The organism is Streptomyces sp. NPDC096323, from assembly GCF_040302845.1.
GTDB lineage: Bacteria > Actinomycetota > Actinomycetes > Streptomycetales > Streptomycetaceae > Streptomyces.
On the sequence record NZ_JBEOSI010000016.1, the window covers coordinates 72,677 to 96,149 of the forward strand.

Genomic DNA, 23,473 nt, shown 5'->3' on the forward strand with positions numbered 1-23,473 from the left:
GCAGGACACTGCGATATAAGGGCCCAGCTCACAAGGCTGGTCACCGCGAAAACCTGGTGTGCGCCGGCCTGGACTGCTGACACGATGCCTCGAAGCGACTGCTTGGTTCTCTCGAACGCGCGGGTTCCGACATGCTGTAGAAGGCGACACCCGAACGCAATGGGAGTACAGCGCACTCATGACGACGCGCCCGTCCGGTAACGACATCGCCCTGCGGCTGATCGCCCAGGACGTCATGTTCCTGCGACGCTTCTTCCGAACAGTCGCCACCTCGCAAGACCGGGCCGTCGTCCCGATTTTCTGCCTGTACAACTACATGTGCCTGATCATCCACGAGTCCCACAAGGCTCTCCGCCGTATCGAACCCGACCTCGCGGCCGCACTCGCCTACGACCACGCCCCGGCGATCGAGCGCGCCCGGAACTCGGTCAAGCTCTTCGACGACAAGGCCAGGACACCGGCGGAGGTGAGCGCTGAATTCCGGCGCATCATCGAGCAGCACCGGCACGAGCATCTCAACAACACGTGGCTGGGACCCGCCGGTGCCTCCTGCGCGCCACCGCGACGGTCCGAGGCCGGTTCAGCTCACCCAGATGCCACCAGGTGAGAGCCGGCGCGCGAGCTGCCGCCCCGACCGGCTGATCGGGGTGGACCAGGACACCTCGGCGACGGGGCAGCCGAAGTCGTCGGCGAGCGCCTGGACGAGCATGGCGCCCACTCCCTGGCGCCGATAGGCGTCGGCCACCCAGATCAGCTCGATCCGCGGCCGCACAGTGTCATCCGCATCGCCGAACGGCGACTCGTCGACGAGGTCCCAAGACCGGTGATAGTCGGTGTCATGGGCCGCCAGGTAGCCGACCACGTGCCCCTTCGCCTTCAACAGGTACGCCCGGACGTTGTCCTCGGATTCCTCGGGCTCCCCAAGGTGGGTCCAGGAAGGAAAGTCGTAATGGCTCTCCCTCTGCGGCATCTTCGCCACCTTGTAGGCGAGCCTGCGCCACGCGATGGGGGACTGGGTCGTCACCACGGCCAGGTCACCAAGCCAGTCGAGGTTCTTCGGCACCCGCACGCCGAGCGCCCACGCCGCGTGGTGGTCGGCGTGCTCACGGCCGCCGTCGCCGTCCTGACCCTGCACCCCGCACCGGCAGTCATGATTGAGCGAAAGCCGCGGCAGATGGAACCGGACCGGCGTGGCGCGCTGACTGAGGTCCTGATCGCGGCCTCCGACCCAGGGCCGGTAGGGCGCGTCGTCCGATTCGACATGACCGCTCCACCGGTCCAACCAACCGGGATACTGCTCGGGAAACATCTCCCGTAGCTGCTTCTCGGCCGCCGGCATCGTCGGGCGCACCCACACACTTCCCGCCGTCGCCCGGCCGTTGAGACGCAGCCCGCTCCTCCTGGCCTTGCCGCGCAAGAACCGCAAAAACACGGCAGGTGGCGAATGGAAGTCCACTCCGCGCAGCAACTCCCGCTCACCCGGGGCCAGCCAGTCCTCCACGGGCAGCGTCAGCCGGCCGGCCAGCGCCGCAAGCCCGCTGTAGTCGTGATCAAGCTCTGCCCCGCGCAGCGCTTCGACCGCAGCCTCGACCTCCGTGTACGGAACGGACAGGGTGACCCAGCGACTGCCGCTGCTCCAGGTGAAGTCGCCCGGGTAGCCGTCGTACCAAAGCCGGTCGATGGCTGCGGCCCGGACCCTCTCGACAGCATCGGTGTACGCAGCGGGTAACTCGGCGGCGCGGCCTCTTGAGGACACGGCGTCGACGTACCCGTCACGATCGAGCTCGACCCGGGCGTACCAACGGTGCGCCCGGATGCGGATCTTCCTCGATCGCCAGTCACGGGGATCGGCATCGAGGTGGACGGTCCGCTCGCTCATCAGCTGCTCCTTGTCCTGCTGTCTGTTCACGCACCGCCCGCGGCACTGCCCGCAGGGCACAGGCTGCCGGGTAGGGCTACGCGGGAATGCCCGGCTTGCTCAGGACAGGATTCCAGGCGAACCACTCAGGGACGTCGGCGCCCAGCTCCCAGGGCGACTCCAGCAGAAGCCGGCCCGCCGCATCGATGTCTGCGGTGACGCGGTCGGGCGCCGGGCCGATGCGCTCCATCAAGTCGCCCCACTCGCGCAGGAACTCCTCGTCCTCACCGCGCAGCCGGCGCAGGGCCGCTTCCACGCAGGACGGCCACTGCGGCATACCGTAGTGATCGGTGTGAGTGCCGATCTGAGGGGCTCCGGCGAAGACGAGGAAGTCGTCCGGCTCCAGCATCTCCTCGAAGTACGCGAACTGGTCGATCCGCTTCTTCACGTGCTTCTGGATCTCCCCGAGGAAACCCCAGCCGAACTCCGTCAGTGTTCCCCCGCACCCCGGCCACTCGGTGTCGCGGTCCAGGATTAGACGCTCCAGCCCATACAGGCGGTACTGACGCGTCGATCCCAGGACGTCGAACGCCTGCCGGGTGAGCCAGGTGTTGCGGGCGAACATCACCCCGTCGGGCATCCCCTTGCGCCGGTTGGTCGGCCGAGCTGCGTGCGCGTCCTCGATCGGGCCATTGCGCCACACAGACAGAACCAGTCCGTGAGCAGCAGCCCATCGCAGACCGTCCTGCGCGGCGAACACCCCCATTTCCTCAAGTCTCTGCCGCCCCCAGGCCACCGCTTCCTGAAGCTCTGTCTCCACCGACCATTCCTCCCCGCGTTCCCCGACCCTGCCGACCAGCCTCCCTCGCGCGCTTCCAGGGCTCCGGCGCCTCGCGTGAGGATCGGCAGATCCTACGTTCCCCCACTGACAATCCGGCCGGCATCACGATGGGTGCGCCATCCCGGCGTGGGCCGGCCAGGGACGGAGCCCTGCTCCGGCACCCGCCGCGTGAGACTGAGACCTTGGCACGGGCCGGACCGCCGCCAGTTCCTGGGTCACATCCACGTCGTTATGCCTGGCCCTTCCTCTGCGACGGCCAGCTGTTGCACGGCGTCCAAACGGGCACGCACGGCGGGGTTCCCTCTCGCTGCGGCGATGGCCCGTCGCACTGCACCCTCCCGGGCTGCGGCCTTTCTCGCCGCTTTCTCCCGAGCGGCCCGGACCCGCAGGCCCTTCATCTGCATCTGAGCAAACTGCTTGCCCACTCCGTAGGCGTTCGCCACACGCTCGCTGTCCCAGCCGCGGTATACGGTGCGCTGGGCGCGGCGAACGGCCCAGCAGGCAGTCCGCCCGGGCCTGAACGGCACCCGCCCCACCGTCCTCTCCCACGTGCTGATCACGTCCTCGCGACTTGTTGATCACGCCTGAGACGTTCCGCTGGCGGGGCGACGGGCCTGCCGCAGGTGGTTTCGCAGGGCCGCTCGCAGCGTCGGCGGTGCCGTCCGTGCGCCGATGGCGCGGAAGAAGTCCGGGACGGTCCAGGTGATCAGGCCGCCTTGGCGGGACAGGTAGAACCCGACGCGGTCGATGCGATAGGTGTCGTCGTAGTCGAGGAGGAGGTAGCCGGCGAGCTGCTGTACCTGGGCCGTGCCGATCTGGTGGGGCCGGACGGTGGCCTTGCAGTCGATGAGGAGTCCGCCGGTGATGAAGTCGGCGTCCGCGCCACAGGTCGCTGCTCCCGGCGAACACCGGCCCGCACACCCGCTGCGCAGCGGGCAGCCGGCGCAGCGGGGCGAACGGCTGCTTCGCGAGCTGCATCTGCTCGGCGATGTCTTCCAGCACGTACGCGGGCACGGCCGCGGTCAGGTCCTTGAGGGTGGTGGCGGCCTCCGCCTGGGCGAGCAGGTTGCGACGCCGGGAGAAGACGCCGTTGCGGTAGACGGCCTCGAAGTTGCCCGCCACATGGCACAGCCGGGTCACATAGTCCTCGCCCAGAGGCCGACTGCCGTCGAGGTGTGCCTGCACGCGGGCGAGCAGCTGGGTTCCGGCCGCAGCCAGGGCCGAGCGGACAGGGAGCCCAGGGGCGCCTTCCAGGGGCACGAGGCTGCCGATGAGGCGAATGCCGTGGTCGACGGCGGCCCCGAGGTCGCCGCCGAGGCTCAGGCGGAGGTGGTAGTCGATGGTGTGCCCGAGCGCGGCCCAGTCCGGCCGCCGTTCGTCCATCGGCTGTACCGGGTGCGGCAGGTGACGCACCTGCTGATGGTAGGCGCCGACCACCTGCTCAGGGTGGGGGAGATGCCGGGCCATGAACACCGACATCGGTGAGCGCGGGTACTGCAGCTGCCCGGTCAGCGGAAGCGCCGCCAGCGCAACCCCCTCAGGCGTGTGATCGGCACTCGCCAGGTCTGGGCGGCGCAGCTGCGCCTCTGCCCATGTGAGACCGGTGGTGTCGAGAAGCCGGCGGGCCCGGGTCACCGCGACGTACGCGAGGCGTGCTTCGGCGGCATGCAGGCCACGGGCCGCGGCAGCGTGCTCGTCGACGGGGGTGAATCCGTCGCCGATCCGCACACGGTTCCACTCCCGTCCCTTGGACTTGTGCACGGTGGACACCACGACCTGTGCCTGGTCCTCATCGACCATCCGACTGACCGCGACGATGATCTGCTGGGGACCGTAGGCGTCGACGAGTTCTACGATCGCTTTCAGCTCGGCCGCCGCGGAGTCCTGCTCGGCATACTCCTGGACCTCGCCCCACGAGGAGAACAGGCACAGTTCGTGGTGCGACGTCCGTCGGCCGGCCTTCAGATCGATTGCCGCCTCGGCGATTTTCAGCAAGGGTTTCCCGCCGCCGGCGAGGCCCAGAAGGCACTGGAAGCCCAGCTTACGGATCCGGACAGCCCTCGCCTGACCATTGGGGTTCCGGACTCGTGCCAGGAAGGCTACAGCTCGGCCCAGGCGTTTCGCGTGAGACGAGGCGCCCAGACGATCGAGGTGGGCGAGCTCGAACTTCGGCACTTGCTGCAGTTTGTCAAGGACAAGCCGCCAGGGGAACGACTCCAAGGCCTGGGGGACTTGCGGGTCACCATGTTCAGCGATGACGACTTCCAGACCCCGGCCGGTGTTACCACCAGCGGCAAGGAATGGCTCATCGCCGATGTCCCACTCGGCACCGACCGGCTGTTCTACGGCAACGGCAAATGGTTCGAGGTGGGTGCCGGTTTTATCGAGACGCTGGAGGAGGAGCTCACCAACCTCTTTGCCCAGCCCCAGACGGTGACCTTGCCCCGCTGGACCAAAGGACCGCAGAACTCCGACGGACAGGACACCCACGACGAGGACTGGTTCAACAGGAAGGCAGCCGAGCAGGACGGGTACCTGCTGTTCGACAAGGACACCGTCCGTACGGTCAAGTTCAGGGGGGGAGGCCTGGAAATCTGCGACGTCCTGGGGCCGGACAACCAACTGATCTGCATCAAGAAGGCACCGGCCACCACGGCGCCTCTCAACCATCTCTTCGCGCAGGGTGTAGTCGCCGTCGAAACGCTCCGCAGCGATTCCGTGGGTACGCGGCAAGTTCCTTACGCAAGTGGCTGCGCACACGCCCGACCACCGTATGCTCAAGGACTTCGGGTCTCTCCGGGTGGTGTTCGGAATTCTACTGAAAGACGGCAGGGACATTGCGGTCAACTCCCTCTTCGCTTTTGCACAGGTTTCCCTGCTCCAAGCTGTCCGGCGGCTGCGAGCGATGAACGCTGAGGTCGAGGTCATCGCCATCCGAAGGTGAATCAAAAGGGGAAGCCGACGGCTCACTGCCGGGCGCCGTCGTCACAGGGGCGGCCCTGTTCGTCCTCAGTGAGAGTGCTTATGCGCGGTGGTCGCCGGTTAACACCGGCCGAGAGGCCGGTGCGCGCCTCACGTCCCGGCGGTGGAACTCCTGCCGCCGAGAGGTGGATGTCACCCTGACGCGGACGCAGGCCAGCTGCTGGGCTTCCCCTTCCCTGTTGTCCTGCTGGTCCAGGCAAGAAGCATGGCGTCGCCGGTCCAGTGAGGCTGGCTGGGCTGCCGCCGTCCGGTCGAGTGTCAGTGCCGGGTGGTAGAGCTGATAGCGAGAGAAGAGCCAGCAGTTCACTGGGTGGGGCGTCCGCGCGGTCCGCAGTGGCGAAGCGGTCCGCACACGGGTCCGGCCCCAGCGCACCACACCCCGACCGACTCCGCCCGGACCCCAACGGCACTATCGCCCGCATGACAGGAAGATCCGATGGACCGTACACCTGACCTGGTCAGGGAGATAGCAGCGATAAGAAGGATGCTCGCTGACAGCGAGCCGGCCCCCGTGCGCTCAAACTACCTTGCCGACCCCTCACAAGGCCGCCCTGTCCATCAAGGCTCAACAGCACCAGCTCTCGTTCCGGAATGGCACCAACACCCCAGCGGTTTGCTGGTTCCCGCATCGTCGGCGCAGGGCCCTGCCCCCATCGACCTGATGGCCGTCTACCTCACCGCAGAAGAGATCTTCGGGTTCGTACCGCCCAGCGACTACACAGAGCGACAGCTGGAACGAATCCCTCTGGAGGACGTGCTCCGGTTCTGCGCCTGGACACTCACCGCTCTCGCGATGCCCGATGCCTCAGCGCGAGACGTAGAGAAATCATTCGTGAACACGCTGATGCAGGGGCCATTGCGCGATCGTGTGCTGAACCTCCTCAGAGACGACCGCCGCAGGCTCCTCGTCCCCCAAGCCGTCATGCTTCTGGCCCGCACGGCAGTGCACGTATCGCCAGACACCGTGCCGCAGGGCGCCCCGAGGGGCGACTTGACCGTCGCCCTGTTGTGCAACAGCCAGAGCATGGGGCACCACTCCGAATCAGGCCCGACCGTCATCGCGGACCAGCCCGGCCCTCTGGGCCGGGAAATCATTGCCAACCAGCACTTCAACCACACCTGGTCTGTCTCCGGCGTCCTGGCCCGCTATGCACGCCGGTGGCTCGAGCTACCCATGGAGCACCTCTCAGAGCCTGGAGCCATCGACCTCAGCCAGGCCTATGAGGACTGCACCGGTGTTCGGCTCGACGACCTGGCCGCCGTCGCCGGCTACCTGTGGGCCCGTACCACACAAGGACACTTCGTCCTGGAGCATGCCGAATACTCGGCACTGACCCTGCCCGCCGAGCGACTCCACCGCGTGCTCTCGCTGATCAGCAACGATCTGCCTGGCATGAGAGAAGCAGTCCGGCAGGAACGGCCGGAACACCGCACCGAATGGTCCTTCGACCCCTTCCAGCGCTGGCCCGTCATCCGCCTGCCCGAACGCCGACTGCTGGTCCTGGACCCCCGTCATCTCGTGAGCCGTGCCTTCGGGTGGCTGCCGATCATGGACATCCGGTTCCCACCGCCCCACCACCCCAGGCCGTCCGGCCACAAGACCCTCGCCACCCGCGCCGAACAGACCCTGCGCCGCATCACCGAGGTGTACGTCAGCGAAGTTCTCCACCGGATCACCGAGGACGCATCCACCGCCCGGCGCGTCTATGACGACGCGCAGCTCAAAGCCGCCTACACGGCCAAAGGCCAGCGCATCGCCGACGCCGCGGTCGACTATCCGGGAACCTGGATTGTCATCGAGGTCACCACGACCCAGCTACGCCGTGAAGCGGCCACTGCCGTGCCCGACGAGTCACAGATCAAGGACATCGACAAGCTCATCGAGGAAGTCGACCAGATCAACGCCACCATCGATGCCCTGCGCCAGGACGAGACAGCCCTCACCGGCATATCACCCACACACCCGCGACGTTTCCTGCCCTTGCTCGTCCTGCCCGAAGGCTTTCCCGTCAACCCTGTGACTCTGACCGTGATCCGCGAGCGCGCACGATCCCGAGGCCTCCTCCAAGCGCCGGACACCGACCCCCTCGAAATCGCTGACATCGAAGAACTGGAGATGATCGAAGGCATGCAGGAAGACGGCGGACCCAGCCTCCTGGAGATCCTGCAGAGCAAGAACGCCGGCACGCTGCGCAACACTGGCCTGCGCGAGCACATCTTCTACGGCCTGAACCTCAGTCCTTCCAAGCCCGCCCGGCACGCCGAACTCTTCGCTACCGCCCTGCAACCCCTCTTCGAAGCCATGCCCAGACCGGAGCCTGGGCCGCCTGCGTGAGACAGGTCGGCCCAGGCAAACGTAGATCAACGAACCCTGCGAGCTGGCCTGAGGAACCAGATCTTTGCCGGCCTTGACAAGCCTTCCGGCCGACGAGCGGCCGCCGCCCCGCCCGAAAAAGGGATCACCTTCTGCTGGGCCCTGACCCGTCCACCTTTCCGATCTCGCTCTGCTGACCGACCTCGCGACCCAGCCCGGGCATCCTCCTCCGCCTGCCACGCGCTGCATGGCGGGGGCGCCAGATGACCCCGTTCCCACGCGCTAGGCCCGTGAGGGCCAGCAGTCAGCCTGGCGGCCTCACGCTTCGGCCGCCACGAGTTGACTCACCCTGCGGGCACATCCATGGCGCAGCCGTGGGACTACGGGCAGGAAGCCCGCAGTGACTTGCGAGCCAAGCCGGCCTCAACGAGAGGCGACAGAACGGGTCAAGGCCAGCCGGCGGACCAGCACTGCCAGCCGCCACGCCAACTGGTCACACAGATCACGGACGGCGATTCTCTTGGGGCTGACGGTGATGGCTGGGTGGGTGCTACGTTGTGGCCCAGGGGAGTGGTACGGCGCATCGCACCAGACCGAGCAGCCTAGAGCTGTATTCCTGGTGCGGCCGGTCGCAGGGGTGGGACTTGCGCCGCTCAGGCAAGCACGATCAGTAGTGGGGAACGTGGCGCGAGCAAGGTCGCATTCGGCGGCAGGGCAGATGACCGGATACCTCTACCAGTGCGAGCTGGCCCTGCTCGAGCTCGCCCGTCGCAGCTGGCAGGACCCCACCGTCGAGGTCCGCATGGAACTTCTCGACGACATCGAGTTCCTCGACCCGGACAAGACCCCGCGCGAACTGCTGCAGGCCAAACACCGTGAAGCGGCCGGCCCTCTGAGCGAGACCGGCAAGGACTTCTGGCGTTCCGTCGCATCATGGATCGATGCCCTGAAGAAACTCTCCGACCCCGCAGATGCCGCCATGCCCATCCTGCGCCTGGTCTCGACCCAGACCGCACCGCCGGGCACTTTCTTCCAGTACCTCAGTGATGGCCGGGACCGGGACGAGACCAAGGCGCTGGAGCGTATGGAGGAGACCGCCGACGACGCCGACGGGCCGGTCACCACTGCCGAAGACCGTGAGCTGTTCATGCAGCTCGCCCCGGCCCGGCGCCAGCAGCTCGTCCGCGCCATCACCGTCAATGACGCGGCCCCCCTGATGTCAGACCTGGACTCTAGTCTCGCCAACGAACTGGGGATCACGCCGAGCGACCACGCTCAGGCCGCCCTCGACGAGATCAAGGGGTGGTGGTACGGCATGGCGGTCAAACTGCTGGAACGCAAGAACCCCCAGCGCATGCGAGCCTCCGTCAGCGCCCAGGAACTCATGTGCCGACGGGACGAAGTCACCGGCCGCTACATGGGCAAGAACCTGCCGATCACCGAGACACTGCGCCACCTCACCCAGGCAGAGATCGCCGGCTACAACGACCGCCTGGTCGTCACTCAGATGCGGTGGATCGGCCTGCCCGACGACGAAGTGGCGATGCACCTGCGTGACTACCACTACGCACGGGCACAGCGCTCCGAATGGCTGCGCACCTTCAAGATCACCCCGGAACGGCTCGACGAGTACGAAGGTGAACTCCACTACGAGTGGGAGACAGCCTTCCGCCGCCGCACGCGCCGCGTCCGAGACGACATGAGTGAAGAGCAACGCCAGAACATCGGCCAGGAAATCCTGGACGCCACCATGGACCGCGTTTCTGACACCCAACTGCGACCCGGTAGCGTCACCGCCCCCTGGATCGGCACCGGAAGCACCCACGGCCTCTCCGACCAGGCCGACACCGCAGAGCCCGACCGGCAACTCGGCTGGCACCCCGACTACAGAGACCGCTGTCAGAGCCCCGACGAATCGCAGGAACAGTGACGACCGACTCCCACCGCAACGTGTCGGAGGTACAGGCGCTGTTCAACCCCGCCTTCGGCGCCTACCTCCTGGCCAGCGCCGTCAGCACCGCCACGAAGAAAGCGGACCGGCCACTGCCCTGGCCCAGCGCGTTCCTGATCCTTCCTCTCGTGCTGCCCGCAGACACCCGCGATTCTCTCCCCGGCAAGTCCACCGTCACGCTCACAGCCTGGGCACACGAACACCCGCGCCTGCAGGCCGCATTCGCCGAACGCGCCGCAGCACTGACCGACTACACCCGCACCAGCCTGCGTACCGCCATGCGCCACCGGGCCATAGACGTCATCCCCGGCGGACTCGTATGCCCCCGCACCCCCAAGCCTGCTTCCGCCGCCCCCGGCGAAGAGGTCGCCGACTGTGCCCGCGCAGCCGCACTGGTCGGCCGCTGGCTCGCCGTGACCGACCCCACCCGCGCCTTCACCACCCTCGGCGTCCGGCCCTGATCCGCCCCCATCAAGGAGTTCCAGAACCGTCATGCAACTGCTCGCCCTGGCCCTGTACCACCGAGACGGCAGGAAGCCCCCAAGGATCCTGCGGTTTCGCCCCGGGGCGCTCAACATCCTCACCGGCGAGTCCGAGACCGGCAAGTCCGAGGTCCTTACCATCGTCGACTACTGCCTCGGGCGCCGTGCACCCAACCTGCCTGACGACCTGATCGACCAGACCGTCGGCTGGTACGCCCTTCTGGTCACCTTCGCCGACAACTCACGCATGGTCCTGGCCCGGCCCCGGCCGGCAGGAGCCTCCACCCAGCACGCGTACACCCGCACCGGCGGCGCCGGCCTGGACATCCCACGACCCGACGAACTCGTCAACAACTCCAACGTCGCAGCGCTGCGCAGCGAGCTCAGCGCCCGCCTCGGAATCGAGGACTTCCACTTCCAGCCACCCACCGGCGCTGCACGTAACGCCTTCGATGTCTCCATCGGCCAGGCCGCTCTGCTCTGCTTTCAGAGCCAGAACGAGATCGCCGACCAGACGGCCCTGTTCCACCGACAAACCGAATCCGGCATGGCCCAGGCGCTCAAGGACACCCTGCCGTACTTTCTCGGCGCCGCCGGCCCCGAGCAGGCGCTGCGCCGGCACCGACTCGGCGAAGCCCAGCGCGCCCAGCGCGCGGCACAACGCAAGCTCGACGACACCGTGCGCCATCAGCAGGCCATGGACGCCAGCGGTCTCGCCCTCGTCCGCCTGGCGGAGGCCGAAGGCCTCCTCACCGACGTGCCCGCAGCACCCGACACCACCCAGGTCCTGGACCTACTCCACCAGGCTCTGGCCGCAGCCCCGCAAACCGCTGCCCCACTTGAACTGCGTGACAGGCGCCAGGAACTCAACGACGAACGCCGAGCCCTACGCGAACAGTTGCAGGAATTCGACGACGCCCTGGCCGCGGTCGACCGCTGGCAGCAGCAGGGACGAGCCTTCACCGGCGAACTCCACCTCCAGCTCGACCGCCTGAAAACGCTCGACCTCCTCGGCCCTGAACTCCGGCATGACACCAGCGTGTGCCCGCTGTGCACCCAGCCCCTGGAACACCCGGACCCCAGCGCACACGACATCGCCGAACTGACTGGCCACCTCGCACGCGAACTCGCTAAGGCGCAGACACTCCAGCCCGTCCGCGAGGAACACCGACATGCCCTGCAGGCCGAACGCGCCAACGTTACCGAGCGCCTCAGGCTGAACGGCGCCCAGCTCAAAGAACTTCTGGAAAGTGACGAGCGCCTGCGCAACCTGCAAGAACAGAACCTGAGAGTCGCCCACATCCAGGGCCGGATCTCCGAAGCGCTCACCCGCACGGGCACAGACAGCGACATTGCCCGGCTGCGCCAGAACCTCGTCCTCGCCCAGGAAAACGCAGCCACACTGGAACAACTCGTCGACGAAGACGACGTCGCGGCCGAGACGGAGCGCCGTCTCGCTGACATCGCCATCGGTATGACGGCCTGGGCCAAGCGACTCAACCTCGGAGGAGCGGCCGACGCCACCGAAGTAGCCATCAGCCTCAAGCTCCTCAACGTCGTCCTCAGGCGACCCTCCGGACGACTGCCCCTGACCCGCATCGGCAGTGCCAAGAACCACATCGGCTACCACTTGGTCGCCCACCTCGCCCTGCACACCTACCTGCGACGCAACAACCGGCCCGTCCCAGGCTTCCTGATGCTTGACCAGCCCACCCAGGCCTTCTTCCCGGAAAAGCCCCGCGACGCATCCACCATCCAAGACGCCGACTGGGCCACCGTCACCGCCTACTTCCAACTCCTCAACGACGTGGTACAGCTCAACCAGGGAGCTTTCCAGATCATCGTCTGCGACCACGCGAACTTGCCCGAAGGCTGGTTCCAGGACGCCGTGATCGGCAACTGGCGTCCCGATGCTGACGGCAGGCGCAACGCTCTGATTCCTCTGGACTGGCTCGGCTAACGACACCGCAGTGGCCAGCGCGCCTGGCCAACCAGGCACTGCCGACTTCATGTGAGCGTCCAACCGTGTAACACAGGTGGGGTCGACGAGTGCCCGCTCCAGCACTCTGCCGGCAGAAGAGAGAGAGGCGCTGGACTCTGTGCCTGTCACAGCGCCAGCCCTGCGGCCGGAGCTTTGGCGGCCGGCAGGGGCTGGCGACGATACCGACCCGGACCCTCGGCGCAGTGGGTCGCGCAGCCTTCGCAGGCTCTCACGGCCTCAGCGGTCACGGCGATCCGCGCCTTCGGCCGATGGATCGAGGCCTGATGCTCGCGGTGGAGCCGAAGGCCTTCCGGAACGTGGCTTCCCACTCCTGCTCCTTCACTCCGTTGCGATCGTCCGTGATCAGCAGGAGTCCGTTGGGGCCGCCTGCGTCGCCGGGCAGGATGCCTTGCGCGGCGTACCAGGCCTTCTTCCTCTCCCAGGTCTCTCGGTACCGGGGGTTGTCGAGCATGCCGAGGTGCTCCCAGTAGATGGGCTTATCGGATCGTCGGTCGTGACGGTGAAGTCGGGGAACTTCGTCTTTCCGTCCCTGCCGGTCAGCGGCTGCTCGTACTCGAATCGTCCGCGCGCCAGGCGGTGCAACAGGTCGGCGATGATGACTTCGTTTTTGCTGCTCACCGGGAGACCGAAGTGGGTGATGTGGATCAGGTTGGCATCGAAGCAGCCGATGCGGCGTCCCTGGCGGTCGTGCACCACAACGGGCTCAGGCGGCCTGGTGAGGTCGGTCAGCCGACGTGCGGTGTCGGATGCGGTGGGCTGGGCCAGCTCACGCAAGTCTTCCAAGGGCCCTTCGTGGCAGATGATCACCTTCCGGGTCTGCCGGGTCAGAGCGGTGTAGAGCAGTTCACGGGAGATGCCCGAAACGTGGGCGGGAAGCATGAGGACGACGGTGCCGAACTCGCTGCCCTGGCTCTTGTGCACGGTCAACGCCCAGGCGAGCTCGAGGCCCGGGTCGTCGTCCAGACCCTGATGGGCAGTGAAACGCAGATCGGGCTGGGAGGAGAACTCCACCTGGGTTTTCCACGGGGCGCCGGTCATCTTCTGAGACTTCAGCTGACCTGTGACCACACCCAGTTCACCATTGGCGACGTAACTCCTGTCCTCGGGTTTCCCGGTGGACGGCCGGAAAGAACGCAAGTACTGGTTGCGGGTGTTGACGACTTTGTCGCCCACGACGATCTGCTCGGGGCCCAGGGGCTGGGGGACGCGTCGCCGAGACTTGAAGAGCTGAGCGTCGGCAAGGGCCTGACGCCGGTAGGTCTGCTTGAAGTATCGATTGAGTTCGACGGTGCCATGCGTCTGGCCGCGGGTGGGGGACAGTGCCTGCCAGCGGTCGCAGGAGCCAGGCGCCTGAGTGTAGTTCGGGTACTCGTTGCCCTTGGAATCTGTCCTGGTGGTGGCTCCGTAGGAGTGGGCGAAAGACAGTTCGTCCGTGACGTTGAACTCTTCCCGCAGGACGTCGTCCAGGACGCGTGCAGCAGGGCGACCGCTCCAGTGAACGGCCTTCAGGGTTGCCATAGGGACCTGGGTGCGTAGCTTTTCCCACACCTCCTCGGCGTCCTCTGAGCGTTTGTCTCCGCTGTACCAGTGGGCGAGGGCGAGGTCGTCCCGCGTATGGCCTTGCTGCCGGTGCAGCACGGTCAGTTCGGCCCAGCCCGGCGCCACTCTGGGCCAGTTGCTGTTGTCGGGGCGCCGACGGCGAATGGCCGCCCGGCGCCGATCGGGGGAAGCTGTCGCGGATCACCGACCAGGATGAACCGTTCGGTGATCTCCACAGCGTCGAGGAGTGCGGCAAGCATGTCCTCGGTGAGCATGGATGCCTCATCGACGACCACAGTGCCCACAGAAATGCGGCCCCCGTCCGGGAGAGTGAGGTAGCGGCCGTACACGTCGTTGTATCGATGGGAGTGACGCAGGAACTGAGCGAGCGTGAAGGCCTGGTAGCCGACCTTCTGTTCCAGCTGCACCCGCGCCTTGCCCGTGGGGGCGAGCAGGAGCAGCCCTCGGCGTGTGACTTCGGAACGCTTGGCCAAAGCCTGGATCAGCGTTGTTTTCCCCGTACCGGCCGGCCCGTTGACGATGGTCACGCGCCGGTGAAACATCTCCCTGAACGCCGCGGCCTTCTCCACGCGGGCCCGGGTCTCGCTGTCCGAGTCCGCCGCAGCGGCCAGTCCTGAAAGAGCCGCGTCCAGGGTTTTGGCCAGGTCCGCTGGGACGCGGTGAGGCTTGCCGTCCCGTAGCTGGTTGAGACGCTCCCGGATGAAATCACGGCGCAAGGCAGCGGAAGCAAGCTTGTAGGCGGCCTCGCCGCTGGCAAGGTCCACGCGCCGCAGCTGGCTCCATACCTCGGGTTCATCGTGGCTGTCGGAGTCAAGCAGGGCTTCGGGGGCCAGGCCCAGAGGCCTGAGGATCGTCTCATCGGTGGCCAGCGGTACGGCGACGGTCAGTTGACCCAGCCGCTCTGCCATCTGCTCGACGGGGAGAAGAGTGTGTCCCTCTTCCTGGGCACGAAGCAGCACGGTCGTCATCGCCGCATCGATACGGCGCCGGTCATTGGCGTCGTCGAAGGGCTGCGTCAGCGGCAGGGGGTGGTGCTCGGTGAGCTGAAGATCGGGGAAGCACCCACGATCCACGGTCTCGAAGGCGATCGGCTCACCGTCGTCGACCGTGCAGGTCACCAGATCGTAGGGGTTGGCCAGCAGCTCATCGTGTCCGACAGGGACACTTGTAGCGCCGCTTAGCACATGCGAAACTGCCTCGGGCGGCAGATCGAACCGGCTCAATAGGCGCAAGGCCTGCCGCTCCTGCGGGCCTGTCCCGGCCCAGATCCGGCGGCGCGTCTGGGTGGCGAGCCGGGAGAGTTCGGGGGATGCGGCCTCTCCCTCGAGGATGTTTTCCAGCACTCGCCAGGGGTCGGCTCTCTCCCCCGCAGCAGAGATGATCTCGTGCGCGGCGAAGGTGGGGTGGCGGAAGCCGAGCTGGGCCAGGACGGCCGGGAGGCCGGGGCAAGGGCCCCGGCGCTTCCACGCCCGGTGCAGTTGGCCGTCCAGCCACTGCAGCGACGCCTCCGGGATCCCGATCGCAGGGTCGCCCAGGGCCGTGGCTGCTTGCGCGGCACGGCGCAGCTCCATGAGGGAGGCCACCGTACTGTCGGATGAGACATGCTCGGTGGTGTAGGAAAAGTTCCGGCCGACCTCGGGGGCCCGGGCCAGCGCCGACGTCACGTCCGTGCCACGGGCCGCGGCCACCGCCAGCGCCTGCATCGGAAGAAGAATGCCGCCCGCGCCATTGGGCCGCAGACTATGCCGCAGCGTGGTCTCCCACATGTGACTGGGGAAGGTGCTATCGGCCGACCCGGGCCACGGCGGTGGCGGTTCCTGTCCCGAGACGCAAGCGGCCCCCACCAGCATGCGCCGCGGTTGGTTCTCGAAAGGGGAGTGCTTGAGATAGAAGAAGACCAGCGACTGCTCTGGCACGACGTTACGGAAGAACGTCTTCATGATCGCTTGCTGGTTGTCGCCATGCATCACCCACGGCAGCCTGCCGTCGAGCATCGCCGCGATCTGGTCCTCGGCCTCCGGGCTGTACCCGGAAACCGGCCGTTCCTGGAGAACTACTTCCTCAACGTTGCTCCGATTCATCCAGAAGTAGGGGATGGCGTGGACTGAGAACGCCGGAACCGCAAGCTGCGCTGGCCGCAGGCCCTTGAGGAACCAACCATAAGGATGCGTTCTTCGAACCGTGTGATCCGAGCTGCTCATGAACCCGCCGCGTTCAACAACGCACGGCGGCAGCACCTGACCGAGCTTGCTCCACGGCGCACCCGCGTGAGCGGCTTCCTGCCGCACATCACGATCCTTGGCGATGTTGCCCAACATGACACATGCGTGATTGGCCCCTGGGTCGGCGCAGACGGTCCCGGTCCACCCCGTGTCGTGCCATGGGATCCGCACCGACAGGTGCTGTACATAGGCCATCGCTCGTCTCCCCGATAACGCGCGTTCATCTGTGATGATGCTCAGCCTAGACATCAGCACAGACAAGTCACCGCACAGATAGCGAGAGGCGGCATACGCCCACGCCTGACTGTGCGCCCGAAGCAGACGCGCACGAACTGACGTATGGCGATCCGAAAAGGGGCACTCGATGGATCGGACCTGTACTGCCCGCTCGGGCGCTCGGAACGAGCGCCTCTGCCTCCGAGGACAGAAGATCCGCCTTATCACGCTGTGTCCGCGGGACCGGGGAAGGGCGCACACCCTTGCCCGCCTCCCTTATGCCGTGGTGGTCGGCTTGTCCGCGGAGTCCTCCGCCGAAGAGCGAGGGCTGTTGTGTCCGGCCGCTCGGAACCCGGCCTCGTCCGGGTGGAGCTGGACCCGGGCCGAGCGCCAGGCGGCGTCGAACGACACGGTGCCATCGCTGGCTCGGGCAAGGCGCCAGGCCTGCCAGCTGGTCCGCGGTGCCAGCACCGCGCGTAAGAGGGGCAGCTTCATCAGCACTGTCTCCGTATGCCTCAAGAGCCGGAATTCTCAGAGGAGGGTGTCGCCGGGACAGGGACCTGGGCAGCCAGGTCCGGTTCTCCGAAGTCGTGGAACAGCGAGCGCAGCGTGACCAGCAGCGCATCGGCATCAGCTTCGGAGAGGCGGTCGACAAAGGTGTGGACGAGCTGCGCGATCACTACCCACCGTGACTGCGGGCTCCACCGCTGGATCTCCTGCACCACCCCGTCCACGTCCAGCCCGGGCGGCAGCACACCCAGACGGGCCGAGTTCTCGAGCATCAGATAGATCCGGGCCGAGGCGGGGGAGTGGAGGATTTCCTCGTGCATGAACTGCATACGGGCCTGTACCTGGCGGCGGGCCAGCGCGTCGAGTTCCAGCTCCCGGCGCGCCTGGGTGATCTGCTCCGCGTATGTGCGGACCTCTACCGCGACCGACACGTTCACGCAGGCCCAGCTGACCTCGAGTTCGTCTGTCCGCAGGGGCAGCGAGTGTGCAAGCAGACGGTTGATTTCCTGTTCTGCGGCAGCCGGCCGTAGCACCGTGTGCCGTGCTGCTGCCCGTTCGGTCAGCTGCCGAACGGTGCGGCTGGCTTCACCGGAGGGAAGACGGGACGCGGGCGTTGAGCGAGGGGCCTGCCACTCGGTGCGAAAGGCCACGGTGAAGTCCAGCCCCGGCTGAGAGCTGGTCACCTGGTCCTCGAACAGTTCCGGCTGTTGGTTGCGCAATCCCCACCTCAGCCAGTTCATGGTGTTGGCCCACCTGTACCGGCACGCACGGGCCGGTACAGGGCGACCGAACGGCTGCGGTCGTGATCCAGGAGATCGACCAGCTCGTGACGCAGTCGAACCCGCTCGGGATCGGCATCGACGGCAGGGACGGGCTGCCACAGGTACAGAAGGTCACGCAGCCGGTGGCGGGGATGACTGCCGCCTGCCCGCCCCACGGTGTCCACCGCGCCGCGCAGCACGTTGAACGCGACCGGCCGCCGATCCGGATACTCCACGGCGGCGTCCATCCACAGACCGACCGCCCGCGCGCTCTCATCGGCCAACGAGCGCGAGTCCAGCAGTGTGCGCCACCCCGAAATCAAGTCCGTCAGAGGGAAGTCCGGCTGGTCCGGACCGGTGCTCAGCAGCACCGGCAGGCAGGGGTCCTCCTGCGAGAGCAGTGTGGCCAGAGCCAGGAAGGAACGACGGCCGGCCTCGGTCCGTGACGGGTCTGCTGAGCACCACTCCACCACTGAGCTGAACAGCGTCGGACGGGCCGAGGCGTCCGCCCACAGGTTGCGGACCGCCTTGTACAACGAGGCTTGTACGTCATCGTGGACTGTCTCGGCGGCATGACGAAGCCGCCGCAGTGCCTTGCCGGTGTGTCGGCGGCCGAACTCGCCGGCGCAGACTTCCACGGAAAGTTTCTGCAGCGCTGCCCTGTCCGCGCCGGCGTTCTTCGACCAGCGCAGCAACACGGTATGCACGAAACGGCCCATGGTCGGATGAAGTGCCGCGGCGGAGATGAGGTCGACAGCTGCCGCCCACAGTGCGTCGTCGTCGCGCCACGCGATGACGACCTCCTCCAAGGGGTTGGCCTTGCCGTGCCGCACAGCCCACCGCACGGCGAACGTTCCGACCCGGTTGGCGAGCAGGAGGCGGTCCTGCGGTGTGAACGTCTCCAGAAACCTCGCTGTCTTGGCGATCGGGGCCTTCGCCATCCAGACGAGGAAGTCCTTGCGCGCCATGGGCCGGTCGACCCAGAAGTAGTTGAGTACTGCGTCGTCCCAGCCGGGTCTGGAGAACTGGACCGTGTCGTCCCCAGCCAGCTCCGCATCGATCGAGTCGACCATCTCGATGACGCCGGGCGAGCCCTGTCCTTCCAGAGTCACCGCCTCCGCCTTGTTGAGGTGCTCGGACAGCTCCGCGGTCTGTGCGTATACGTGCGCTACGGGCGCGTTCTTGAACATGGCCGCCACGAGAAGGAAGTTCCGCTGGAAGCTGGTCCTGCCCTCCTTGCTGTGCCACTGCAGCAGGCTGGAGCGCCAGTTGTTGCGGGCTGCTACGACGTCCAGGACCTGCTGGGCGAATGCATCGGTGATGCTCTCGCTTGTCAAGGAGACTTGGCGTGGCACCTTGATGGCGTTGAGGATCAGGCTGACGACCTGCAGGACATCGGCGGGAGGCTGGTTGCGCAGAAGGCATGTGATCCGGTCGTCCTGCACCCATCTGGAGGCGTCCAGCTCAGGTGCCTCGGCGCGAAGCCATGCAGCGGCGATTTCTGTGGGATCAGGCCGTCCCAGCACGGGCACGACGCCGGGTGGTGCACCCAGGCAGATCCTCGCCCACTGCTGCGGTGTCGTGAGAACGACCAGACGCGAGTTCCGCTTGGCCAAGGTGTACTGAATCCTGCCCAGAACCGCACCGAAGTCATCTGCGACCGTGAACTTCTCCTCATCCGCGGGCAGTTCCAGCAAGTACGCAACGTTCTCTTCCAGCGGCAGCCGGCGTACCGGGAACCGCCTTCCGCCTCCGAAACTCAGTGGTCCGACCCTTGCTCCCGTGCGCTGACGCAGATCAGCGAGCAGTGCCTGTGCCGTGAACGACCGTCCCGCACCGGGCTCACGCTGGAGCACGACAACCGATCCCGGCTCCATGAGCTGCTTCAAAGCCGCCGCGTAGCCCTCAGGCGGTGCGAACACCGCCTGAACCGTGTCCAGATAGGCATCAGGCAGCTCGGAGTGCTCCAGCATCTGCTCCAGGACCGCTGTCAGCTTCACCCCGGTCATCTCACCGAAGTTGAACAGGGCCTCCTGCCGGAGATCCGCAACTGCTCTGGCCCGAGCCAGCGCCTGCTTCACACCAGGGCCAAGGCCCCTGACCGCATCGATGTCCTCCGGCGAAAGACCCGGATAGGCCGCCGGGCCTGAAACCGAATCATTGCCGCTGGTCAAACCTGTCCGCCGCACTTCGTTTACATGATTGTCCGTACCAGAAGGTGTGCGGGACAATGGCATGGGTAAGCCTTCTCCGGGCTCGGTTAAAGGCATAAAGACTCTCCGTCAGAGCGCCTTGCGGTGGATGCGGAATTCCTGTAGGGAACGTCAGCTGATTTCGTCGATTTCAGCTCCGACGATCTCCGCACCCTCGTGGACGGTGCCCGCCCTCTGCCGCACGCTGACATCGGCCGAAGCGGCGACACGGCGTACCTTCAGAGCCGCAGCCCGGCCGTGAACGTCGTCGAGGACCTGCTCGATCCGGACCCCGCTGGCCGGCCGGTTCTCCCCGGTGAACGTCAGCCGCTGCCCTTCGACCTCCTCCAGAACGGCACGCAGCCCGCCAAGACTGCGACGAAGCCGTTCATCATCCGCCCTGATCAAGTCCCTGTGATCGTCATAGACGCCCAGGACTTCCAGCAGGGACTCGATTCGCTGCACACGTTCCGGTGTCAGAGCCGCAGCGTCAAAGGCGGGAGGCCCCGGGATGCCGACCACGACCGCGGGCACCGCATCCAGCTCACCTGCCGCCGTCCCTTCGCGCCGTGTGGCCCGGCGGTCCAGAACCGCACCGGCCCGTCCGTAGAGAAATCCGAAAGCCTGCGTCAGAGCCGATACTGCCAGCACGGGAAATGTGAACGCGTCACTCAAATCAAGCCCCTCCCCTGGAGCACACCGAAATACCCCCTGATGCTCACACCACCCAGAGTCTGGCCACCGCGAAGCCACACGACACAGGAAACAGAAGGAATGACTGAAACTCCGCCGTCTCGGGAAAATCGAACCCGATACGAACACTGGCAAGATCAATTCTCGTGAATAGAGGGCCTGCCCAGGGCACGCGCCTATCCGGCCGCACCGTCCGGGTCCGTGGCATGACACCACAAGGGGTGCAGTCGGCAGGACGAGAGGCTGAAAAGCTCCCGCACTGCCGGCACGCCCCATTGCACGCAAGCCAAGAAGGAGCTGACCCGGTGCCTACCCGGCCAGGGCTCCCTGCTCATGAAGTACGCGGCGGGGGAGCCTCCTGGCTCACCGGTTCGCAGGCGGGCTGCCGCGGACCGGACCGGTGTCAGAGGCTGTCGAACAGCGTCTCCTGTTTGCTGCAGAGCTGGCGTGGCAGTACCAGCGACTGGACCTCATCGGGGGCTGAAAGAGCACTCCGGCACGCTTCACGCAGCTCGGGAAGGGGACGGCGGGCGCCCAGAAGCCGCAGGAACTCCTGGGTGCTCCAGCCGATCAGTCTGCCCTGCCGGGCGAGGTACAGACTGACCTGACCGATCTTGAAACTGTCGTCGTAGTCGAGGAGCAGATACCCGGCGAGCTGGTAGAACTGCGGCCGACCGATTCGCTTGGGGTGGATGGTGGCCTTGCAGTCGATGAGGTTTCCCGCCGTGATGAAGTCCGCGTCGGCGCCCCCGACATGCCCGCTGCCAGCAAAGACCGGACCGCACACACGCTGGGCGGCAGGGAGCCGCAGGACTCCTTGCAGGGCTTTGGGATGGTCGGCCAGTGAGACCAGCGCGGCGATGTCACCGGCAACGTATCCGGGGACCTGATCGAGCAGCCCGTCGAGGCCGCGCGAGAGGTCTGCCTGCAGCAGAGGGCTTTTTGGGTGCAGTTGGCTGCGGAAGACCTCCTCGAACCAGCCTGCGGCGAAGCACAACCGGGCGACCTGCTCCTCGTCGGCGGGCTTCAGTAGCATGGCTCCGGGCAAGGCCGGAAGCTGCCCTTCGAGCCGTCGGAGAAGTTCCTTGCCTGCTTCAGCGACGGCCTTGCCTGCCGCGGCAGACCTGGCCTCGGCCATATCCATGGCCGTGAGCACGATGCCGGACGACAACGCCGAGCCCACAGGTGTGCCGAAGGCGATCCGCAGCCGCAGGTCGATGGCTTGACCCAGGGTGCCGTAACTGAAAGGGCCTGGAGGCTGTGGACTGACGGTGGGTGTAGCCAGGGGGAGCTGGGAGCGGAAGTCGCCGATCAGGGACGCCACGGCAGGCAGTTCCTTGCTCAGGAACCGGGAAATGGGGGAGTGGGCCTGGGCGAGGCTGCTGGTGAGACTCATCCCGGAACCACTCCGTGCGAGGCGACCGGCAGGGAAGACTGAGGGATCATGAAAGGCTCGATTCTGGCTCGGTGTATGGGTGCGATGCCCGTGAGGCCCGCCCGTCGTGAGGATCCCGGCTTATAGAGAGGAGGGAGACGACGGGCGGTGGATGCGCGGAGGCCGGGCGCAGCCGACGGCGGGAGACTGACCGGCCGTGGAATCAGGCGGGCGGTGCGGGGGGTTCCTTCACGGCACGCTCGATGAGATCTCGAAGGAGGCTCTGGACCCGCTGAGCGGGCACGATGACGGACGGAGACGCGCCCGCGGACGGCGCTCTGTCCTGGCAGCAATCGAGCTCGAACTGCACCGAGCCGTCCTCCTGAACGCGCCCCCATCGAGGCCGCGGAACCTGGCCGCAGCCCGGGTGAGGTTCGAAGCCCACCAAGCCCCGGATGGCCCGCGCATGGTGATGGCGAGGCAGCGTGCCCGCCCGGCTACAGCCGGTACACCGCAAAAGGTGCCTCACTCCACCCGGGCGGTCGGTGAAGCTCCAGCCCCCGCCTTCGGTGGTGTTACAGCTTGCGCAGACCGGCCCGCGAACAAAACCGTGCTCATGGCAATGATCCCAATACAGGGCTTGCCGCGGCTCGGGACACACACAGCACAAGAACGCGTCCGCGTTGGACCTCTTCGAGAGCGATGCATAGGCAACACCGGTGAGGTGGCCGGAGTAGGGGCGAGCACGTGAAGCCGCGCACGCAGCGCACACAGTGGTGAACCCGGTTGCGCTGGAGGTGCGGTGCTCCCACACATCCACTTTGCTCCCGCAGCCGCTGCACAAGCCGGCTTGGTCGGCCAGTTGCCGCTCAAGCTCCTCGGAGCGGTCCAGTAAAGCCGCGTAAGCGGCGGGCACCGTCCACTGCGTGCCAGACCAGGTGAGCAGGTGGAGCGGGTTCGTGCCGGCGATGACGCGGTTGCCGCACCGTTCCATGAACCGGTCCCACGTCAACCCGCATCCGAGGCCTTCAGCGTTCGGCACGTTGCAGTCACACCGTTCGGGCCTGTCGCACAGACAGCCCTCCTTGGCCTGCTCCACGTAGGCGGCTTCGTCCATCCACGCAGCGATGCGCGAGCGCCACGACGGCCCCACCCCAGGTTCTGGCCAGGCCGCGACCAGGTCATCCGGGTCGATGTCGAGGCTGGCCAGCCGCTGGGCTGCCCGCTCGATCTCACGAAGATCCAGCCGCCAGCGCTGCTTGTGCTTGTAGCCGCGCACAGCGACATCACCGACGATGACATGGTTGCTGCTCTGGAACGCATACCGGGACAGATTGAGGTCCGGGGCTGCACGCACCAAACAGTCCGCGGTCCGCTCGGTCAGGATCCGGCGCGCCTCCTGCGGCGAGATCAGCACGAGGCGCAGGTGGTCGTGACGACGCCGGCTTGCCCCGGTGCCGCAACTGGCGGAATGGTAGTGAAATGCGTGAACACGGTGTCTCTCCTTGAATCGG

17 protein-coding genes and 2 pseudogenes are annotated in these 23,473 nt (G+C 66.7%); 8 read left to right on the forward strand and 11 right to left on the reverse strand.

All coding sequences use genetic code 11. The features are described from left to right. Positions 1-178: 178 nt before the first annotated feature. Positions 179-607 carry a hypothetical protein gene (locus ABTX18_RS33835; protein WP_352126644.1) on the forward strand — a complete coding sequence of 143 codons (429 nt, stop codon included), beginning with the start codon at positions 179-181 and terminating at the stop codon, positions 605-607. Here the strand turns inward: ABTX18_RS33835 and ABTX18_RS33840 are convergent. Together ABTX18_RS33840 and ABTX18_RS33845 are read right to left on the reverse strand one after the other, a co-directional pair. Beyond that, positions 581-1,879: a GNAT family N-acetyltransferase gene (locus ABTX18_RS33840; RefSeq protein WP_352126645.1), complete on the reverse strand. Its 1,299-nt coding sequence runs from the start codon at positions 1,877-1,879 to the stop codon at positions 581-583. The two genes, ABTX18_RS33835 and ABTX18_RS33840, sit on opposite strands and share 27 nt — an antisense overlap. A 76-nt stretch (positions 1,880-1,955) precedes the next feature. After that, entirely contained in the window at positions 1,956-2,678 is a 723-nt protein-coding gene (locus tag ABTX18_RS33845; protein WP_352126646.1) for a hypothetical protein, read from the reverse strand. 885 nt (positions 2,679-3,563) lie between these two features. Between ABTX18_RS33845 and ABTX18_RS33850 the strand changes: the two genes are divergently transcribed. Next, positions 3,564-4,184, forward strand: coding sequence for a hypothetical protein (locus ABTX18_RS33850; protein WP_352126679.1), 621 nt, complete (start codon positions 3,564-3,566; stop codon positions 4,182-4,184). 186 nt (positions 4,185-4,370) lie between these two features. On the opposite strand, the pseudogene ABTX18_RS35925 reads toward ABTX18_RS33850, so the two are convergent. Next, a pseudogene (locus ABTX18_RS35925) lies at positions 4,371-4,694 on the reverse strand (P-loop NTPase family protein); the annotation flags it as partial. Between ABTX18_RS35925 and ABTX18_RS33860 the strand changes: the two are divergent. From ABTX18_RS33860 to ABTX18_RS33885, 6 genes and pseudogenes are all read left to right on the forward strand, one after another. After that, positions 4,638-5,408, forward strand: a pseudogene (locus ABTX18_RS33860) (DUF6119 family protein); the annotation flags it as partial. The pseudogenes ABTX18_RS35925 and ABTX18_RS33860 sit on opposite strands and share 57 nt — an antisense overlap. A 64-nt stretch (positions 5,409-5,472) precedes the next feature. Beyond that, positions 5,473-5,643, forward strand: a complete 171-nt coding sequence (locus ABTX18_RS33865; RefSeq protein WP_352126647.1) for a DUF6119 family protein — start codon at positions 5,473-5,475, stop codon at positions 5,641-5,643. A gap of 699 nt (positions 5,644-6,342) precedes the next feature. Continuing rightward, on the forward strand, positions 6,343-8,016 hold the full coding sequence (locus tag ABTX18_RS33870) for a hypothetical protein (protein WP_244300427.1): 1,674 nt from the start codon (positions 6,343-6,345) through the stop codon (positions 8,014-8,016). Positions 8,017-8,713: 697 nt separating this feature from the next. Next, entirely contained in the window at positions 8,714-9,925 is a 1,212-nt protein-coding gene (locus tag ABTX18_RS33875; RefSeq protein ID WP_352126648.1) for an ABC-three component system protein, read from the forward strand. Next, entirely contained in the window at positions 9,922-10,407 is a 486-nt protein-coding gene (locus ABTX18_RS33880) for a three component ABC system middle component (RefSeq protein WP_352126649.1), read from the forward strand. The genes ABTX18_RS33875 and ABTX18_RS33880 overlap by 4 nt, the downstream gene beginning before the upstream one ends. Positions 10,408-10,438: 31 nt before the next feature. Next, positions 10,439-12,388 carry a DUF3732 domain-containing protein gene (locus tag ABTX18_RS33885; RefSeq protein ID WP_352126650.1) on the forward strand — a complete coding sequence of 650 codons (1,950 nt, stop codon included), beginning with the start codon at positions 10,439-10,441 and terminating at the stop codon, positions 12,386-12,388. A gap of 384 nt (positions 12,389-12,772) precedes the next feature. Here ABTX18_RS33885 and ABTX18_RS33890 read toward each other — a convergent pair whose 3' ends face one another. The 8 genes from ABTX18_RS33890 to ABTX18_RS33925 all read right to left on the reverse strand — a co-directional run bounded on the left by ABTX18_RS33890 (position 12,773) and on the right by ABTX18_RS33925 (position 23,376). After that, a complete protein-coding gene (locus ABTX18_RS33890; RefSeq protein WP_352126651.1) occupies positions 12,773-14,095 on the reverse strand; it encodes an ATP-binding domain-containing protein in 1,323 nt (440 codons plus the stop codon). Beyond that, positions 14,071-16,308: an AAA family ATPase gene (locus ABTX18_RS33895; RefSeq protein WP_352126652.1), complete on the reverse strand. Its 2,238-nt coding sequence runs from the start codon at positions 16,306-16,308 to the stop codon at positions 14,071-14,073. The genes ABTX18_RS33890 and ABTX18_RS33895 overlap by 25 nt, the downstream gene beginning before the upstream one ends. Positions 16,309-16,704: 396 nt before the next feature. Further along, entirely contained in the window at positions 16,705-16,923 is a 219-nt protein-coding gene (locus ABTX18_RS33900) for a hypothetical protein (RefSeq protein ID WP_082317733.1), read from the reverse strand. A 20-nt stretch (positions 16,924-16,943) separates the two neighbouring features. Next, positions 16,944-17,678, reverse strand: a complete 735-nt coding sequence (locus ABTX18_RS33905) for a hypothetical protein (protein WP_352126653.1) — start codon at positions 17,676-17,678, stop codon at positions 16,944-16,946. Beyond that, positions 17,675-19,936, reverse strand: a complete 2,262-nt coding sequence (locus ABTX18_RS33910; RefSeq protein WP_352126654.1) for a hypothetical protein — start codon at positions 19,934-19,936, stop codon at positions 17,675-17,677. Before ABTX18_RS33910 ends, ABTX18_RS33905 begins: the two co-directional genes overlap by 4 nt. 87 nt (positions 19,937-20,023) lie before the next feature. Then, a complete protein-coding gene (locus ABTX18_RS33915; RefSeq protein ID WP_158791336.1) occupies positions 20,024-20,566 on the reverse strand; it encodes a hypothetical protein in 543 nt (180 codons plus the stop codon). Between the two features lie 421 nt (positions 20,567-20,987). Further along, on the reverse strand, positions 20,988-21,980 hold the full coding sequence (locus ABTX18_RS33920) for a hypothetical protein (protein ID WP_352126655.1): 993 nt from the start codon (positions 21,978-21,980) through the stop codon (positions 20,988-20,990). Positions 21,981-22,182: 202 nt separating this feature from the next. Further along, positions 22,183-23,376, reverse strand: a complete 1,194-nt coding sequence (locus ABTX18_RS33925; protein ID WP_352126656.1) for an endonuclease domain-containing protein — start codon at positions 23,374-23,376, stop codon at positions 22,183-22,185. Positions 23,377-23,473: the final 97 nt, after the last annotated feature.